Origin of the sequence: Mucilaginibacter dorajii (assembly GCF_024808255.1) — a bacterium.
Classification (GTDB): Bacteria; Bacteroidota; Bacteroidia; order Sphingobacteriales; family Sphingobacteriaceae; genus Mucilaginibacter; species Mucilaginibacter dorajii.
The window spans coordinates 48,772-66,509 of sequence record NZ_JANTYS010000030.1; the positions used below are offsets into that span (position 1 = coordinate 48,772).

The following is a 17,738-nucleotide window of genomic DNA, read 5'->3' on the forward strand; positions in this document are numbered from 1 at the left end:
AAGTTTACGTTTAAACTATTGTAATAAATGAAAAAAACCTTTGTAGCAGGCCAGTATATGCGTGGCGCTGCATTTATGTTAGCTGTTTTGGCGGCCTCCTGCGCCACAAAAAAGCAGGCAGCTAATCAAACTTTAACACTTAAAACAACCACAGGACCAGGTGGCACTACCGCAACAGCTACTACCGGTGCCCCTAAAAAAGAAGGTATTAAAAAGTTTAGCGATGTAATAACCGGCAAGGTTAAAGCCGATAGCGGCCTGTTTAACACTTACAAGGTTGACGGAAAATACTACTATGAAATTCCCGATTCGTTATTGAACCGCGAGATGCTGGTAGTAACCCGCTATGTAAAAACACCTACCGGGCTAAAAACTTTCGGACAGCAATACGGCGGCGAAGAACTTAACCAGCAGGTTTGGAAATGGGAACGTCATGACAAACAGGTATTCATAAGAGTGCCAAGCTATTCGGTACGCGCCGATAGTACATCAGATATGTACCAGTCTGTTAAAAATTCAAATCTTGACGCAGTTTTAGCTTCCTTTGATATCAAGGCTTTTAACAAAGATACTACCGGTGTTTTAATTGATGTATCTGATTTTTACAATGGCGATATTGCCGCTATCGGTTTATCTGATGATGTTAAAAAAGCGTATAAAGTTTCGGGGGTTGATGCTTCCCGGTCTTATATCGACACCATAAAGAGCTTTCCTATTAACCTGGAAGCCCGTACCCTAAAAACCTATCGCTCGGGCGAGTCGCCTACCGATAACTCCAACGGCGCGGTAACATTTGAATTAAACACTTCCATGCTGTTGCTGCCCAAAACGCCAATGAAACCCCGCATCAGCGATGCAAGGGTTGGCTTTTTTGGCCAAAGTCAAACCGATTTTGGTACTGATAAGCAAAAATCGGAAGTTACAGCCTATATCCATCGTTGGAAACTGGAGCCCAAAGATCCTGCTGCTTACAGCCGTGGCGAACTGGTTGAACCTAAAAAACAAATTGTATACTACATTGACCCGGCAACGCCAAAAAAATGGGTACCATATCTTATTGCCGGTGTAAACGATTGGAACAAAGCTTTTGAAGCAGCCGGTTTTAAAAATGCCATTGTGGGCAAAGTGGCCCCCACCAAAAAAGAAGACCCCGAGTTTAGTACCGAGGATGCCCGCTACAGCGTTATCCGCTATTTTGCATCAGATGTTGAAAACGCCTATGGCCCGCATGTGTCAGATCCACGTACCGGCGAGATCCTGGAAAGCCATGTTGGCTGGTACCATAATGTAATGAGCCTGCTGCGCGATTGGTACCTGATTCAAACCGCGGCCATAAACCCTGCCGCCCGCAAAGCCCAATTTACCGATGAGCAAATGGGCGAACTGATCCGCTTTGTATCATCACATGAAATTGGCCATACTTTGGGCTTGCCGCATAACTTTGGCTCAAGCTATGCCTACCCTGTTGATTCACTCCGGTCAAAATCATTTACCGATAAACATGGAACAGCTCCGTCTATCATGGATTATGCCCGCTTTAACTACATTGCCCAACCGGGCGACGGTGTTACCCATTTGTACCCGCAAATTGGCGAATATGATCTTTGGTCGGTAAAATGGGGTTATACCTGGTTCCCCGGCAATAAAACAGCCGCGCAGGAAAAGGAGGCCTTAAATGTATGGACCACCAAAAATGCCGGTAATCCGCTTTACTATTACGGCAGACAAGGCACTTCAATTGATCCGCGCCTGCAAAACGAGGATTTGGGTGATAATGCCATGAAAGCCAGCACTTACGGCATTGCCAATCTTAAACGTATTTTGCCAAATCTTGAAAAATGGACCTATCAAAAAGGTGAGGACTATGATGACGTCAGCGAGTTATATAACGAGGTATTAGGTCAGTACTACCGCTATATGGGCCACGTGACCACCAATATCGGCGGCATGAACGAAAACTTTAAAACCTATGATCAAAAAGGCCCGGTTTATGATTTTGTAAACAAAAACCTGCAGCATGATGCTGTCGACTTTTTAAACAAACAATTATTTACCACCCCTTACTGGCTTATCGACAAAAATGAGTTGGGTAAATTTGATAACGGTGTTGTAATAAACCGTATCAAAGCTTTACAGGTATCAATGCTGAGCAATGTATTAACGCCATCAAGACTGGCACGCATGTTTGATAATGAAGCTAAGAACGGCCCGGCGGCCTATACTGTAGCACAGTTATTTACCGATTTAAACAGCGGGATAGTAACCGGTGCTAAGCCAGATGTGTTTAAACGCAACCTGCAACGTGCTTATGTTGAAAACCTGAAAGGTTTGCTTAATACAGATTTCAGCTTTACTTTTCCGGGTGCTACATCGGCGCAGCTGGCATCATATGGGTTAACGCCTATTAACATCCTGCTATCAGACATCAGGCCGATGGTACGTGCCGAATTGAAAAAGATTGACGCCGCCCTGCCAAAAGGAGGTGATGCTTTAACCTCCGCTCACTTTGCCGATTTGCATTTGCGGATCAAAGAGGCTTTAAACCCAACCCGCCCTATTGTTAATATTCCGGGTGGAGGCAGCTTCAGAGGTATAGAAGCCCAGGAAATTTTAAAAGAAAACACTGACAAAGGCTACCTGAACTGCTGGCCTAAAACAAATGTTGATAACTAATTTATAGCAACAATAAAAATTTCTGCGTAAAAAAACCTGCTTAGTGATAAGCAGGTTTTTTATTTATATAAGGTACGGTAACGCGCTCAGGATAGCTATTTAATTATGCCAATTACATCAGCAATTAAAGGGCAATTATTTAAGCTGGCTGATATTTTCAAAAAACGCGACCTGCAGATCAAGTAACGACTTTACATTTATTTTTTCGCCATAGGCATCAAAACAAAGAAAGGTTGACCTCTCCGGATGGTTTCTGCGGGCTTTTTCAAAAAAATTGAAGGTTTCAAAAAAGTAATGGTTAATTGTAACATTACTTTTACCATTTGTTTGCGAGGCATTAAGCCTAAAGCCGATAGCATCTATCCATCGGTGCACTTTGGTGTGTAGATTATTGCTGATGTTGTTCATAGGTTAAAATGTTTTTAAGTATAACGAAAAGGTTGGACATTTTGTTATGCTGTTCTTTTAACATTTGTTTAATAATATATTGACAACACAATAGCTAAAATCGCCTCGATACCTAAAAACTACAATTGTATCAACATTTCGTGAAACTAATTTTCCACATATCCGTATTAAGACGCACTATAATATTACTAAATCATATCTATATGAGAAGACTACGACTTTTAATACCCGTTTTATTGATTTGCATGATAAGCGCTAACTCGTGCAAAAAAGATAAAACACCCGGACCAACCGGTGCTACCGGTGCAGATGGAGCACAGGGGCCAAAAGGAGATACTGGTGCTACAGGAGCACAGGGGCCACAGGGAGCAACAACAGGCATACCGGGCCCAACGGGAGCAACTGGTGCCACCGGCGCTACCGGCCCGCAAGGACCAATTGGCGCTACCGGCCCGCAAGGAGCAAACGGTGCTACGGGGGCAACTGGTGCTACAGGAGCAACCGGTGCTACGGGAGCAACCGGTGCGCAAGGCCCGGCCGGCCCACAAGGCCCTATTGGAGCAACCGGTGCTACAGGAGCAACCGGCGCTACTGGTGCTACAGGGGCAACTGGTGCTACGGGAGCAACTGGTCCGCAAGGCCCTACCGGTGCAGATGGCTCTGTTAATATCAAAAGCTATATCCTTTTAAATAAGACAGTTAATAGTACCGCAACTGGTATTTTACTTAACGTTCCAGCCATTACTCAGCAAATTGTTAATAGTGGGCTTGTTTTAGCATACGTTAGGGTATCTGGTACTTCTACATTTGCTTCATTACCTTATGTTGTTACAACTAACGCTATATATCAATCTGATGTTGGTGTTGGTTATGTGCGTATAACGGCAAACTTCAATTCGCCAAACTATGATTTCAAGGTAATTGTAATACCAGGCGGTTCTGTTACCACGTTGCAGGTTACCCATCCTGGCCTTAATTTAAAGAACTATAATGAAGTAGCTTCGGCATTAAACCTGAATTAACTTAAGTACTGATCTCATAAACAGCAAAAAGCCGGCATTGTCCGGCTTTTGCTATATATAAATGTAACAATACTATGATTGATAGGCCTTTAATAGGCGTATGTGTAACAATTATATGTTTATTATTCAATAAGCCCTTTATATGTTGAACATTTGTACTTTAATTGTGTCTTTAATTAAAAATGAAAACACCGTAAGCTGAACATATATCATGAAATCCTTTTTACTCATAGTAAGTATTACTTTTTTAAGCATCCTTGGCGCACACGCGCAAACAGCCCGCGATATTAGCGGGATTATTGCCGATACTACCAAACTAAGTTTACCCGGCAGCAGCATCAAACTGATAAGTAATACCGGCGATAGTACTTTAACCATTGCCGATGCTAATGGCAAATTCACCTTTAGCGGTGTTAAAGGCAAAACAATAACACTTACCATATCATCTATAGGTTTTATAGGTATCAAAAAACATTTTTCGCTTGAAGATAACAGCAAACCGGTTGACCTGGGGGTGATCATTTTAAAAGCCGAAACTAACATGCTTAACCAGGTTAATATTGTTGGTGCGGCAAACCCTATTACCCTTAAGGAGGATACCGTAGTTTATAATGCGGCGGCTTACAAAGTACGGGAAAATGCCCCTACCGAAGACCTGATCAAAAAATTACCAGGTGTTGATGTTGACGTAAATGGCAACATTACAACCCAGGGCAAGCAGGTTACCAAAGTGCGTATAAACGGTAAAGATTATATGGGTGGCGACGTGCAAAGCGCCACCAAAAACCTGCCCGCCGATATCATTGAAAATATACAGATGATTGATGACTATGGCGACCAGGCAAACCTTACCGGCGTAAAAACCGGCGAGCCCGAAAAGATCATGAACATTACCATCCGCAAGGATAAAAACTATGGCTATACCGCGCAGGCTACCGCCGGCGACGGGCGTGATGCTTTACCCGCAAAAGACGGAGTACCCAACGATAACCGTTACATTGGTTCATTAAACGTTTTTAATTTTCACGGCGATCAGCAAATTGCTTTGCAGGGCAGTATTAACAATACTAACGTAAACACATTTTCATTCGGCAGCACCAGTACTGGCGGTGGTTTTGGTGGCGGCGGCGGTCGTGGCAATGCAGGCCGTGGTGGTAACAATAGCGGTAGCTTAATAACCGCAGCCAATGGTATTACCGATGCAAAATCTATCGGTTTAAACTTCCGCGATCAGTGGGGCAAAGCATTATCGGTATATGGCAGCTATAGCTTTGCAGATAATACCACCAATACTACCAACAACATCTTTCAGCAAAATACATCGTCGCAAAACCCGAGCAACCAGACGCAGTTGAGCCAGGAAAAAGATAACAAGGTAAACCACCGGATTAACTGGAACATGGAATACAAGCCCGATACCGTTAACTACTTAAAAGTAACACCTACTTTTTCTTATGCAGGTACCAGCACAAACGAAGCTGATAATGTAAGTCTTACCCAAAAAGAAACGGTAACATCGGCCTATAATTCTATTACCAACGGTAATTCTCAATCGCCTACTTATGGTATTACAGCTTTGTTTAACCATAGGTTTGGTGGCAGGCGTAACCTGAGTATTTTGGCTACTGCCAGCTCGGCACCAACCTCGGCTTATCAAAACCCTATATATGATTATACCGCAGGCACACCGCCTGCACCAGAGAACCAGGTAATTTATACTTACAGCCGTACCAATAGTTATGGCACAAATGTATCATACCTTAACCCCTTGGGCAAGCGTTCCTATCTGGAGCTTAACTATGCCTTTAATCACTCTATTACTGTAAATAATAAAGAGACTGATACTTTAAGCAATGCCAATACTTATAACAAGTATGATTTGTTAAGCAATCAATACAACTATACATTTACCACCAATAAAATCGGTTTAAACTATCGTTTTATCGAGAAAAAATATAACTACACTTTAGGCTTAGGAGTACAGCCGTCCGTGTTAGACGGAAACTCGCTGGTAACCGGTGTACAAACACATAAAACCACATTTAACTATATTCCTACAGCCCGTTTTATTTATAACTATTCGCGCAGTAAATCATTCAGCATAAACTATAACGGATCAAACGCGGCACCAAGCTTTAGCCAGCTGCAACCTGTTGTCGATCTGTCAAACGCGCTATATCCGGTTCAGGGTAACCCTAACCTGAATCCCGCGTTTACCAACAACGTATCTATCAGGTATAACAACTTTAGTTTTGCTACCGGTAACGTATTTTTTGCCAACTTTACTTATCAAAATGTATCAAACCAGGTAGTAACCAATACCATTACCTCAAATACATCAAACAGGATCCTTACCCAGTATTTAAACGCTAATGGCTTTTACAGCTTTACAGGCAGGGTAACTTATGCGAAGCCTTGGGCCGAAAGGAAATACACCCTTTCATTAAATGGTACAGCGCAGTATAATAACAATGTGGGTTATTTAACCAATATCAACGGCGATCCGCTTGCAGCTACTGCAGATGAAATAACCGCTGCCGAGCAAAAGAACCTTGCTAAAAATCTTGTGCTGACACCAGAAGTTCGTTTCAGAGTTGATTTGCCTAACATTATTGATGCGCAATTGTTAACCAACTACAATATCAACAGAACCAGCAACTCCGTACAAAACGATTTCAACAATTCAATAACTAACATCAGGACATGGAATGTTGGCTTAAATGGTAAAAACTATTTTGGCGATTGGGTATTTAGCTATGACTTTACCAAGGCTACTAACTATGGTTATGCATCAAATATTAAAGTAACCAACCCTAACATTTTAAACCTGTATGTTGAGCGTCGTTTTCTGAAAAACAAGGTGGCAACTATCCGCCTTTCGGGCTTCGATTTGTTTAACCAAAATACAGGCTATTCATCAACTACTACGGCCAGCTCAATTACACAATCAAGTGTGAACAGGCTTGCCCGTTATTACCTGCTGACCTTTACCCTACGCCTGCAAAAATTTGCCGGCAAAGCGCCAACACAGGATATTCGTAATGGCGACAGGCAAAGAGGTGGCCCAGGGGGCGGCGGTCCGGGCGGTGGCGGTCCAGGCGGTCCGGGTGGCATACAATAAGACCCTTATAACAAAAAGACCTCATCTTTACCGGATGAGGTCTTTTTGTTTGAAAAAATATTTTAAAAGTACCTGTAGGCACATAACCACGCTTATAGCTTTCAACTCTTACCCCGTTACCAGCACTTTGTTAATCACGCGTTCCAGCTCTTCCAGGTCAAACGGTTTGGCAAGAAAGGTTTGTGCGCCGGCGTGATTAGCCAAAATCTGGATATCGCTGTTGGCCGAGAAATAAATTACCGGAATATCTTTAAGTGCCTCTGTTTTTTTTAGCGTTTGAGTGGCTATGATGCCGCCTGCATCAGGTATCCAATTATCCATGAGTATAACATCTGGCAAAATGCCGGATACTTTTTCGGTTATATTATTGCAGTCTGTGAAGGTATGCACCTCCCAGCCTTGCTCCTCTAAAATATAACTGCAGATAGAAAGGATGTCTTCGTCATCATCAAATATGATGATCTTTTTGTTGGAATCTTTCATTAAGATAGTGCAAGTGAAAATAAAACAAGTTTTTAATAAAAACAAATAATTTTAGTTCTAATTAAATGATGCTTGTGGTTCACTTATAAAGTAAGCCCTTCAAATCCACTACTCCGCATTTTTTTAAATCATCATCCCGTGCAATAGCATAGCTTTGTGTACTAAATACACGTAAATTATCGGTTACTTAACCATTTACCTGTTTTTAATCCCAAAAACAATAATAAATTTACTCAACCAATTATTCACAATATCTTCAAAAATCTAATCTATAATGCGCAACCATTTTAATATCAATGCGATGAATAAATATGCCGGGTTGTTTTTATCGGCAGCAGCGCTACTGGGTTCAACAACCATAGCATCGGCACAAAAAGCCGAAAGCGCAAACTTGTGGCTTACAAAGGCCGATAGATCGGCTCTGTTTCAGAAGCAGACGGACGTTTTGCCGTTTAAGGCCGATGGTAAAACCGCCGACCTTACCATTGCGGTTAACGATAAAGAAACTTACCAGCCTATTGACGGATTTGGTTTCGCGCTTACAGGTGGCAGTGCCATGCACATCATCCGTATGAGCGCCGATAGCAGGGCGGCATTACTTAAAAATCTTTTCGCCACCAGCGATAATAACATCGGAGTAAGTTATCTGAGGTTGAGTATCGGCTCATCAGATCTTAACGAGAAAGTTTTCTCCTATGATGATATGCCGGCCGGGCAAACCGATCCTACCTTAAAACACTTTGACCTTGGGCCAGATAAGCAGGATGTGATCCCGGTGATGAAGCAGATTTTGGCTATTAACCCGGCTATTAAAATATTAGGATCGCCGTGGTCGCCGCCGGCCTGGATGAAAACTAATGAGGATACCCGCGGTGGCAGATTGAAGCCTGAGTACTGGGGAACTTACGCCGAATACCTGGTAAAATACATACAAGGGATGAAAGCGCATGGCATTAATATAGATGCGATAACTATTCAGAACGAGCCCTTACACCCCGGTAATAACCCCAGCCTATTGTTAGTTGCGCCCGATGAAGGCTCATTTATCAAGAACAACTTAGGCCCGGCGTTTAAAGCTGCTGGCATCAAAACCAAAATAATCTTGTACGATCATAATGCCGACAGGCCCGATTATCCAATCTCGATATTAAACGACCCAGCGGCGCGCAAATACATCGATGGTTCGGGCTTTCACCTGTATGGCGGCAATATAGAGGCCTTAAGCGATGTGCACAATGCCCATCCCGATAAGAACATCTATTTTACCGAACAAATGGTTGTGGAGCCGGAAAATCAGGCTACCATCAATATCATTAACCCGGTTAAACGCCTTATTATCGGGGCCACCCGCAACTGGAGCCGCAACGTGCTGGAATGGAACCTGGCCGCCGATCCGGAATATAGGCCCTATACCGATAGAGGCGGATGTCCGTCATGCCAGGGCGCTGTTACCATTGATAAAAATGAGGTAAAGAAAAACATTGCCTACTACTCAATTGCGCATGCATCCAAATTTGTGCGCCCGGGTTCGGTGCGGGTTGCATCTAATAATTTAGATAAACTGCCTAACGTTGCCTTTAAAACGCCCGATGGTAAAAAGGTATTAATAGTAGCCAATACCGGGAACGCGGCGCTTGATTTTAATATCAAATACCAGGGCAAAACGCTTGCCGCGCATTTAGACCAGGGTTCTGTAGGTACTTACATCTGGTAGTTTAAATTGTATATCTCAAATTAAAAAGATCATGTTAATTCAATCTGTTAAAAATATATTTTCGGCCAAAGGTTTAGTAATGCTTTCTGTAGTGTCTTTATTATCGATACAAGGCAAGGCCCAGCAAGGCTTTTTAAAGGCCGATGGTAAAAAGATAGTGGACGAAAAAGGTCACAATGTACTGCTGCGTGGCATGGGGCTGGGCGGCTGGATGCTGCAGGAAGGCTACATGCTGCACGTTAATAACGATAGCCGCCAATACCGCATCCGGGAACGCTTGGAAGAGTTGATGGGGCCGGCCGAAACCAAAGAATTTTATGATACCTGGCTGGCCAACGGCACCCGCAAAATTGATGTTGACTCCATGAAGCGCTGGGGATTTAACTCTATTCGCCTTCCTATGCATTATAACCTGTACACCTTGCCTATTGAGAAGGAACCAGTAAAAGGGCAAAATACCTGGCTGGATAAAGGGTTTAAAATGACCGACGATTTGCTGGCCTGGTGCAAAGCGAACCATATGTACCTGATCCTTGATTTGCATGCCACACCAGGCGGCCAGGGTAATGATTTGAATATATCTGACAGAAACCCAGATAACCCCTCCTTATGGGATAGCGAGGCTAATCAGCAAAAGATGATAGCCCTTTGGCGCAAACTTGCCGACCGCTACAAAAACGAACCTAATATAGCCGGCTACGATATTATTAACGAACCCAATTTTGGCTTTGACGACCCGGTTAACGACAAAAACGGGCTACACGAGAAAACCAATGCCCCGCTAAGAAAATTGATGGTTGAAATTACCGCCGCCATTCGTGAGGTTGATAAAAAGCACATCATTATTATTGAGGGCAATGGCTGGGGCAATAACTACAACGGCATATTGCCTACCTGGGATAAAAATATGGTGCTTAGCTTTCATAAGTACTGGAACTATAACGATCAAAAATCCGTTGAGCATATTGTTAAAACCCGCGATCAATACAATGTACCCGTATGGCTTGGGGAAACCGGCGAAAACTCGAATGTTTGGCTAACCGAAGCGATTGGTTTGCTGGAGAAAAATAACATAGGTTGGGCGTTATGGCCATTAAAGAAGATGGGCAACAATAACCCTATAGAAATACCATCGAACTTAAACTATAATGATGTTGCCAACTACCTGAATACAGGGAAGCATAAGCCTAAAGAAAGCAACGTTTACAGCGGTACCATGGAGCTGGCAACTTATGCCAAATTAGAGAATGCCATTATTCACCACGATGTGATAGATGCCATTTTCAGGCAGCCGCATACCACGGCAACTAAACCGTTTAAAGCCAATAAAGTTAAAAATGGCACGGTGATCAATGCTGTTGATTATGATTTAGGCCGCAATGGTTTCGCCTATTTTGATACCGATACGGCCGATTACCATGTATCAACCGGCAAATACGGTAAAGGCAACAACGGGCATGTTTACCGTAACGACGGGGTGGACATCGCCAAAGACTCGACCGAATACAATAGCTATTTTGTGGATGATATTGAAAAAGGCGAATGGCTGCAATATACGGTAAAGGCGATTACTCCCGGCGCTTATTCGGTTAAGTTAAAAGTTGCAGCTGCAGCCGATGATGGTAAAATATCTTTTAGCGTTAACGGCGTAGCTCAAACGGTAGCTGTACCCAGCACCGGAGGGTTTAAAAAATGGCAAAGCATAACTATAAAAAACGTTAAACTGAAGGCAGGAAGCAATAAGATAAAGGTGTATGCCGATATGGGGGGCTATAACTTTAAAAGTTTGGAGTTTGATAAGGGGAAGTAAAGTGTCAGGCACTGTTTGAGGATAGAATAAGATGTTCCTCCCACCTATAACATATTGTAAAAATGATTGCCATCCTGAGGTACGAAGGATCTTCTTCGACCTGCTAATTGCAGATTTTTATAGTGAAGAAGATGCTTCGTGCCTACCCATGACGTCTTTTAAAACGACTGTCATCCTGAGGAACGAAGGATCTATTCTACACCATGCTCGTTCGCTCTGTATGTTCACGAATAGATTCTTCGTTCCTCAGCATGACAGGGTGGAGAGGACAGTTTTTACGTCATTTTCCTCTTCACAGTCCGCGGATTTTAAAACTCAGCATGACGGGGTGGGGACGCCAGCTTGGATTCTTCAACTGGCAACTGAAAAAAACCATGACATGGCATATCGTCACGGGTAGAAAGAGCAGCAAAGCAATGCCTGTTATGCAATAATGTTTTAACCGCCTCTTATACCTCTTTAAACATAATATAAGAATCTACAAACCCCAGCAACCGGTGATTAAACCCTTTGGGAGTGGTCCCTACAATTTCAAAGCCGCACTTTTTCCAGAGCCTTACGGCTGTTTCGTTGGTGCTTACCACAATATTAAACTGGATGCCACGGAACCCCGTTTGGCGGGCGTATTGTTGCGAATGCTCACATAGTTGCCCGCCCAGGCCTTTGCCCCTTGCTTCGGGATGTACCATATAACCGCAATTGGCAATGTGCGCGCCTAAACCTACCTGGTTAGCTTTTATAAAATAGGTGCCTAATATTTTGTCGTCCTCTTGGGCAACAAATACTGTCATACCCGGCGCAAGCCAGTATTTAGACAGATCTTCTTTTGGGGTATCAGGATCAAAAGTATAGGTATCGCCGGATTTGATCACCTGGTGAAAAATTTCCCAGATGCCATTAAGGTCGTTGTTATCGGCTGGTCTTATTTGCATGGTGAAAGAGGGCTTATTGAATGACTAAGGGCGAAGATAAAGAACAACGCCCGTTTGTAAGGGTAAATTAGTTATTGGTTACCGGCGGTGTTACTAATGGGGCTAAAGAATACGTTCTGGGCGAACGTAAAAAGCGACGCAGGTTGGCTTTAATGCTCGCTATAAACTCATAATCTGTAGTGGTTTTAACCATGTAATAACCGGGGCGGTAGCGCTGCATAAAATCGGTAAGCTGCTGGTCTTTAAGCCGGGTTACACTGGCCACAAAGGGGCGGTTAAAACGATAGTCGATTTCCTGTTGGTGATAATCCTTTTCGATGGTTTCACGCAGTTTGGCCGCGTTACGGCCGCTGCGGCTAAATGCATTATATAGCGCATCAATGCCAATACCCGCACCTAAACCCGGCGCCACCGAAAGCAGGCTTTGGCTATATTCCGATCCGTAAATTTTGGTGTAATCGCGTTTAGTGGCTGCAAATTGCTTTTCGGGGGTAAGCACCGTATCGCGGATGTAAACCTCTTTAAGCATAATGGCCGAACGTTTCATATAAACGGCTAAGGCATCGGCGCTTTTTACCTTGAGGGTATCATTAAAATGATCGGGTTTGCTAAATATCAGCACATCGCCGGGCTGGGCATCAATGCTAAACTCACCTTTAAGGCTATTGTAAACCGATTTGCCTGTGGTAGCGTTCACAATATTTACCTTGGCAATACGGTCTTTACTGTCCTTATCAAACACAATACCTTCTACCGGCTTTTGCTGTGCAAAACCCCGGGCAGATAAGGTGCAGAAAATGAGGAACAACCATACTTTCATTGTGGCGCCAAAAATAAATGTTCGGCCGCATTTAGCCATACTATTTAACAACAATTAACTTCTGAGGGGAGAGAGTCAAGAGACAAGAATCAAGAGTTAAGACTTTTTTCCAAGGCCTTTTACCCATCGTCATTGCGAGGTACGAAGCAATCCCCGATATGCAGAGCAGCCGTGCAAGCATCCCTGTAAAGTTGGGGATTGCTTCGTGCCTCGCAATGACGGGATTCTTTTTGCCGTTTTCTTTTTGTCTTAACTCTTGATTCTTGTCTCTTGACTTTTTTTCCTTACTTAACAACTACCAGTTTTTGACCTATGTGGATGTTATTGTCTGGTATACTGTTTAACGCTTTTAACTCATCAACAGTTATTCCAAAACGTTTAGAAATGTTGTATAGTGTATCGCCTTGCTTAACGGTGTAGATCTTATCGTCGGGTTTTGTTTTGGTTAGGGTATCTGTATTAGGCTTGCCAATGCTATCGTTGATCTGCGACAGTACGCGGTCTTCGCGTTTAATTTTGGCCGCTTCGCCTTCGGGACGGTCGTACTGGTCAAGGTTATATTTTACAATAAGGTTGATCAGCAGTTGCGGATATTTAGGGTTGGTGGCATAGCCGGCTGCTTTGAGGCCTTTGGCCCAGCCTTCGTAATCGTTTTTATCCAGTTCGAAAAGTTTAGCGTAGTTTTTACGCCTTAAAAAAGTGGAGTGATCACGGAATGAATCTTCGGGGTTGTCATAAACGCGAAAACAATCATTAACCTGGTCATCATCTTTATAATAGCTTTTACCTTTCCAGTCGCTGGTGCATTTAATGCCGAAGTGGTTGTTGGCAAAACGGGCCAGCTCGCTGTTACCGGCGCCAGATTCAAATAAACCCTGGGCAAGGGTAATACTTGCAGGGATACCATATTGGTTCATTTCCTGTATAGCAATAGCCTTAAAGCGGTCAATATAATCTAAAGAGGTAAGTTGTTTGTAATTGGCAATAGAAGCACTGTTGGCCTTTTGGATGCTGCTGTTATTGCGTTTAACATCGCGATTGGAGATGGAGCCGGTTGTTTTTTTACGTGCCGAGCACGAACTGAAACAAATTACAACAACAGATAAGAGTAGAAATGATTTTTGCATAAAGCTAAACCTTGATATATAGCGTTTTTAAAACGCCAAAATAAAGATTATTGTTTAGCTTCTGCTAATTCTTTAGGCTGTTCTGATGGGTTTTCGTCCAGGTCGTTCAGATCGTATTTTTTGATGATGCCCAAAACCTGTGCTGCCCATTTGCGGCTGCTGGCATAACCATTACGCTGAATGCCGTGTGCCCAGCCTGCGTAATCATAATGGGTAAGCACATCGGCCAGGTGACTGAACTGTTTACGTTCGGTCATGATGCGGGCAAAATCCTGGAATGATTCAAAAACCGAATCGTATTTTTTGTAAGCCGACCTTACTTTTTTATTGTGTTTAATAAAAACTACACTGCCTCCGCCTTTTACTCCAAACTGATTATTAAGGTTTTGCGCTATTGTGCTATTGCCACAGCCCGATTCATGCATGGCTACACCTAAAACGATGCTTGCAGGAATTCCGGTTTCGTGCATGATACGAATGGCATCATCTTTGAACTTCTGGATATAGGATTGTGAAGTGTTCTTTTGTGCTGAAGCAGCAAGTGTTGAGATCAACAGTGTAGTAATCAGTAAGATTTTCTTCATAATTTATTTTTTTCTGATAACCAGCAAGCCATCGCGTACGGGCAGGATGAGTTTTTCTATCCTGCTATCAACAGCTATGTGGTCATTTAGTTTGCGAATATTCTCGGTATCGGTATCTTTTTCGGGCCCGTACACCTTTCCTTTCCACAAAACATTGTCAATTATTATTAATCCTCCGGATCTGACTTTGTCAAAAACCAATTGAAAGTAAGTAAAATTATTCTTCTTGTCAGCATCAATAAACACCAAATCGAAAACATCTGCCTCTAAATCAGGGATAATGGCCTCTGCTTGCCCAAAATGAAGCTTTATTTTGTTTTCAACATTTGTTAGTTTAAAGTGTGAATTGATGATATCCTCCATTTCGCGGTTAACCTCAATGGTATGCAGGATACCGCCTTCAGCCAGCCCTTCGGCCAAACAAATTGCCGAGTAGCCGGTGTAGGTACCAATTTCCAGGATGCATTTGGGAGCTACCATTTTACTTAAAAAACTAAGCAGCCTGCCCTGGTAATGACCCGATAACATGTGGGGCCGCAATACCTTTAAATGCGTTTCGCGGTTCAGTTGCTGCAAAGCCTCCGGCTCCGGATCGCAATGGTCATCTAAGTAAGCCAGTAAGGCATTAGGGAGAATATCCATGCCACAAATCTACGGAAATTATTTTTAATGGTATAAATGGCTCCTTTTAACCCAGGGAAATCGCTTTTAAAGATGAATAGCAAAAGGTAGCTCCTATGGAGCAAAAAAGCATAAATTAATTGTTCTACAAATAGGTAGCCGCTATGCGGCATGCTTTCATCTTATTAAATATTCAATGCCGCATAGCGGCTACCTGTTTGTAGAAAGAAAAGAACCAGGGAAGATGCCGCATAGCGGTTACCTATTGTGCTCATTGAAAGACGTTATCTTATGCCAAAATGTTAAATGCGGTTTCCCTGCCTTTTGCCCGAACCATGATGCACTTAATTGTTGGATATGAGCGTCAAAACAGAAAAAAGCAGCACTAAATGAGACTTTATTGTATGCACAATAAAGTGCGCTCAACATTAAGCCATCGGCCCAGATTTACCCAACAAAAAAAGACGGCATATCAAATATGAAATTCATCTATCGCCCTAATCGCGCTCTCATAACGATCATCCCCCGTGCCGGATATCAACACGTAGTTGGCATTTAGCGAATCGAGCTCTTTGTGCCAAACATCCATAAAATGTTCGCGCATGGTGGGGAAGTTACGGAGCGGGTCATCCTGCCAGGGCAGATCGATGTTCAGAAGCAGGTACAGGTCGTAGGGATGCTTGGGCAGTTCGTCCAAAACCTCTTGCGGGGCTTTGCCAAACATTTCGTCGCTCCATATTTTTACGGTGATAAAGGTAGTATCACAAATCAGGATCTTGTTGGCTTGCGGCAGCAACTCTTCCTCTAAAGCCAGCTGACCGTAAAACATATTGATTTCATCCTGCCAGGTACAGGGTTCGGTGAGCTTTGCGCAATACTCACGGGCATACTCGGGCACAGCAATGGTTTGGTAATGCGCCGCCAGGTAATCAGACATGGTTGATTTACCTGTCGATTCGGGGCCTACTACTGCTATTTTGGGTATGTGGTTCATGGGGTTACTGATTTCAGATGTGCAGATTACGGATGTGGAGATTTTAAATATGCAGATTTAGATGTGTTGATGCATCCATCTAATACTTAATTCTTTTCATTTGCACATCTGTAATCTGCATATCTAAAAATTATCTTTCCAGCTTAGCTACCCGTTTAGGGGTATCGGTACCGGCAACTATAGTACGCGAGCTTAAAGCTATAGCCCTTATGGTTGAGGTAATATTACTTACATCCAATGAACTGTATTCATCTTTAACCGTATGGTATAGTTTATCAATATCTATCTGATCTGTTGAAATGGTATGAGCCGGTACGCCAACTTCTGCTAAAGACGCGTTGTCGCTGCGGTAAAAAAGGTCTTGGTCTGGGTACGGATCAGGGTAAAACTTAAACGTGGTGCCTGCCAGGTTTTTTTGCAGGATGGTGCCAAAGTCTGAACGTTCAAAGCCGGTTATAAACGCCGAGTTGGTGCCGAATTTAGAGGCTTTGCCAATCATTTCGATATTAAACATGGCCACAACCTTATCCGGCTCAACTTGCGTTGCAAAATATTGCGAGCCAAACTCTCCAATTTCTTCGGCACAAAAAGCAACGAAGATCAGGGTGCGGGCATTGTTATTTAGTTTTTTGTAGTATTTAGCTAAGGAGATCACAGCAGTAGTGCCCGATGCATCATCATCGGCGCCGTTTGCAATGCTATCGCCTTCCATCGGTTTTAAAATACCCAGGTGGTCATAATGGCCGCCAAAAACCACGTACTCATCGGGTTTGGTTTTCCCGGGGATCATTCCTGCTACGTTAAACAAAGGCAATTCTACAGTTTTGGCTTCATAGCCTATTTCAAAGGAATTTACTTTGTCTATTTTGCCTAATACAAATACGAGTGGCTGTTGATCTTTGCCTTTAAAGGAAACAGCTCCCCGGCCTGCATAATCATGAAGACGTTTAAACAGGTCTTTGAATTTGGGATCGATAATTAATAACGCCTTTTTACCGCCACGGATAGCGGCACCATATTCCTGCCTTAGGTTTTTATCGGGAGTTACCTGTATAATTTGCACATCAGCATCGGTTTTCCATGAAAACGAATTTTTGCCCGATGCGAAAACACTATCGGCAGGTATTGTTTTTCCGTTGATATTAACAGAAAGCGATACCGGCGAACTGCGCAGCATCGAGAAATTTTGCCTGAAATCTTTGTTGCCTGTTAACGGGACTAAACCAGCCTTCCTGTATTCCTTTTCAATAAACTTAGCGGCTTTCTCAATCCCTGGCGTGAAAGTAGCCCTGCCCTGCATATCATCGGCCGATAAGGTTTTGATAATGCGGTCAACATTTTTTTGCCTGATGAGCTTATTTACATCCTGGGCAAAGCAGTGGTTGTATCCTGATAAAAGTATTGCAGCGAATAATATTTTCTTCATGTT

14 protein-coding genes are annotated in these 17,738 nt (G+C 43.1%); 5 read left to right on the forward strand and 9 right to left on the reverse strand.

Features of this window, described 5'->3' with window-relative positions; genetic code table 11:
• The first annotated feature begins 27 nt into the window (after nucleotides 1-27).
• Nucleotides 28-2,673, forward strand: coding sequence for a zinc-dependent metalloprotease (locus FHS10_RS26280; protein ID WP_259096907.1), 2,646 nt, complete (start codon nucleotides 28-30; stop codon nucleotides 2,671-2,673).
• Nucleotides 2,674-2,808: 135 nt separating this feature from the next.
• Here FHS10_RS26280 and FHS10_RS26285 read toward each other — a convergent pair whose 3' ends face one another.
• Complete coding sequence (locus FHS10_RS26285; RefSeq protein ID WP_259096909.1) at nucleotides 2,809-3,081, reverse strand: hypothetical protein; 273 nt, start codon at nucleotides 3,079-3,081, stop codon at nucleotides 2,809-2,811.
• 203 nt (nucleotides 3,082-3,284) lie between these two features.
• Between FHS10_RS26285 and FHS10_RS29255 the strand changes: the two genes are divergently transcribed.
• Together FHS10_RS29255 and FHS10_RS26295 are read left to right on the forward strand one after the other, a co-directional pair.
• Nucleotides 3,285-4,103 (forward strand): collagen-like domain-containing protein, encoded by an 819-nt coding sequence (locus FHS10_RS29255; protein WP_310504204.1) that lies wholly within the window; start codon nucleotides 3,285-3,287, stop codon nucleotides 4,101-4,103.
• 211 nt (nucleotides 4,104-4,314) lie between these two features.
• Nucleotides 4,315-7,224, forward strand: coding sequence for an outer membrane beta-barrel protein (locus FHS10_RS26295; RefSeq protein ID WP_259096911.1), 2,910 nt, complete (start codon nucleotides 4,315-4,317; stop codon nucleotides 7,222-7,224).
• Nucleotides 7,225-7,332: 108 nt separating this feature from the next.
• Here the strand turns inward: FHS10_RS26295 and FHS10_RS26300 are convergent, their stop codons facing one another.
• On the reverse strand, nucleotides 7,333-7,707 hold the full coding sequence (locus tag FHS10_RS26300; protein WP_259096913.1) for a response regulator: 375 nt from the start codon (nucleotides 7,705-7,707) through the stop codon (nucleotides 7,333-7,335).
• 274 nt (nucleotides 7,708-7,981) lie between these two features.
• Between FHS10_RS26300 and FHS10_RS26305 the strand changes: the two genes are divergently transcribed.
• Together FHS10_RS26305 and FHS10_RS26310 are read left to right on the forward strand one after the other, a co-directional pair.
• Nucleotides 7,982-9,421 (forward strand): glycoside hydrolase family 30 protein, encoded by a 1,440-nt coding sequence (locus tag FHS10_RS26305; protein ID WP_259096915.1) that lies wholly within the window; start codon nucleotides 7,982-7,984, stop codon nucleotides 9,419-9,421.
• Nucleotides 9,422-9,452: 31 nt separating this feature from the next.
• Entirely contained in the window at nucleotides 9,453-11,231 is a 1,779-nt protein-coding gene (locus FHS10_RS26310; protein ID WP_259096917.1) for a cellulase family glycosylhydrolase, read from the forward strand.
• 449 nt (nucleotides 11,232-11,680) lie between these two features.
• Here FHS10_RS26310 and FHS10_RS26315 read toward each other — a convergent pair whose 3' ends face one another.
• From FHS10_RS26315 to FHS10_RS26345, 7 genes are all read right to left on the reverse strand, one after another.
• Nucleotides 11,681-12,163, reverse strand: a complete 483-nt coding sequence (locus FHS10_RS26315; protein ID WP_259096919.1) for a GNAT family N-acetyltransferase — start codon at nucleotides 12,161-12,163, stop codon at nucleotides 11,681-11,683.
• A gap of 67 nt (nucleotides 12,164-12,230) precedes the next feature.
• Nucleotides 12,231-12,983 carry a hypothetical protein gene (locus FHS10_RS26320; RefSeq protein ID WP_259096920.1) on the reverse strand — a complete coding sequence of 251 codons (753 nt, stop codon included), beginning with the start codon at nucleotides 12,981-12,983 and terminating at the stop codon, nucleotides 12,231-12,233.
• Nucleotides 12,984-13,267: 284 nt separating this feature from the next.
• A complete protein-coding gene (locus FHS10_RS26325; protein WP_259096922.1) occupies nucleotides 13,268-14,110 on the reverse strand; it encodes a glucosaminidase domain-containing protein in 843 nt (280 codons plus the stop codon).
• Between the two features lie 47 nt (nucleotides 14,111-14,157).
• Nucleotides 14,158-14,694 carry a glycoside hydrolase family 73 protein gene (locus tag FHS10_RS26330; protein WP_259096924.1) on the reverse strand — a complete coding sequence of 179 codons (537 nt, stop codon included), beginning with the start codon at nucleotides 14,692-14,694 and terminating at the stop codon, nucleotides 14,158-14,160.
• A gap of 3 nt (nucleotides 14,695-14,697) precedes the next feature.
• Nucleotides 14,698-15,336, reverse strand: coding sequence for an O-methyltransferase (locus FHS10_RS26335; RefSeq protein WP_259096926.1), 639 nt, complete (start codon nucleotides 15,334-15,336; stop codon nucleotides 14,698-14,700).
• A gap of 451 nt (nucleotides 15,337-15,787) precedes the next feature.
• On the reverse strand, nucleotides 15,788-16,309 hold the full coding sequence (locus tag FHS10_RS26340) for an AAA family ATPase (protein ID WP_259096928.1): 522 nt from the start codon (nucleotides 16,307-16,309) through the stop codon (nucleotides 15,788-15,790).
• 130 nt (nucleotides 16,310-16,439) lie between these two features.
• Nucleotides 16,440-17,735, reverse strand: a complete 1,296-nt coding sequence (locus FHS10_RS26345; protein WP_259096930.1) for a M20/M25/M40 family metallo-hydrolase — start codon at nucleotides 17,733-17,735, stop codon at nucleotides 16,440-16,442.
• Nucleotides 17,736-17,738: the final 3 nt, after the last annotated feature.

Excerpts from the sequence above, each read along its gene's own strand:
- FHS10_RS26305 (WP_259096915.1), top strand. The coding sequence starts at position 7,982 with ATGCGCAACCATTTTAATATCAATGCGATGAATAAATATGCCGGGTTG.
- FHS10_RS26330 (WP_259096924.1), bottom strand. The coding sequence starts at position 14,694 with ATGAAGAAAATCTTACTGATTACTACACTGTTGATCTCAACACTTGCT.
- FHS10_RS26340 (WP_259096928.1), bottom strand. The coding sequence starts at position 16,309 with ATGAACCACATACCCAAAATAGCAGTAGTAGGCCCCGAATCGACAGGT.
- FHS10_RS26285 (WP_259096909.1), bottom strand. The coding sequence starts at position 3,081 with ATGAACAACATCAGCAATAATCTACACACCAAAGTGCACCGATGGATA.
- FHS10_RS26310 (WP_259096917.1), top strand. The coding sequence starts at position 9,453 with ATGTTAATTCAATCTGTTAAAAATATATTTTCGGCCAAAGGTTTAGTA.
- FHS10_RS26320 (WP_259096920.1), bottom strand. The coding sequence starts at position 12,983 with ATGAAAGTATGGTTGTTCCTCATTTTCTGCACCTTATCTGCCCGGGGT.
- FHS10_RS26345 (WP_259096930.1), bottom strand. The coding sequence starts at position 17,735 with ATGAAGAAAATATTATTCGCTGCAATACTTTTATCAGGATACAACCAC.
- FHS10_RS29255 (WP_310504204.1), top strand. The coding sequence starts at position 3,285 with ATGAGAAGACTACGACTTTTAATACCCGTTTTATTGATTTGCATGATA.
- FHS10_RS26325 (WP_259096922.1), bottom strand. The coding sequence starts at position 14,110 with ATGCAAAAATCATTTCTACTCTTATCTGTTGTTGTAATTTGTTTCAGT.
- FHS10_RS26280 (WP_259096907.1), top strand. The coding sequence starts at position 28 with ATGAAAAAAACCTTTGTAGCAGGCCAGTATATGCGTGGCGCTGCATTT.
- FHS10_RS26300 (WP_259096913.1), bottom strand. The coding sequence starts at position 7,707 with ATGAAAGATTCCAACAAAAAGATCATCATATTTGATGATGACGAAGAC.
- FHS10_RS26295 (WP_259096911.1), top strand. The coding sequence starts at position 4,315 with ATGAAATCCTTTTTACTCATAGTAAGTATTACTTTTTTAAGCATCCTT.
- FHS10_RS26335 (WP_259096926.1), bottom strand. The coding sequence starts at position 15,336 with ATGGATATTCTCCCTAATGCCTTACTGGCTTACTTAGATGACCATTGC.
- FHS10_RS26315 (WP_259096919.1), bottom strand. The coding sequence starts at position 12,163 with ATGCAAATAAGACCAGCCGATAACAACGACCTTAATGGCATCTGGGAA.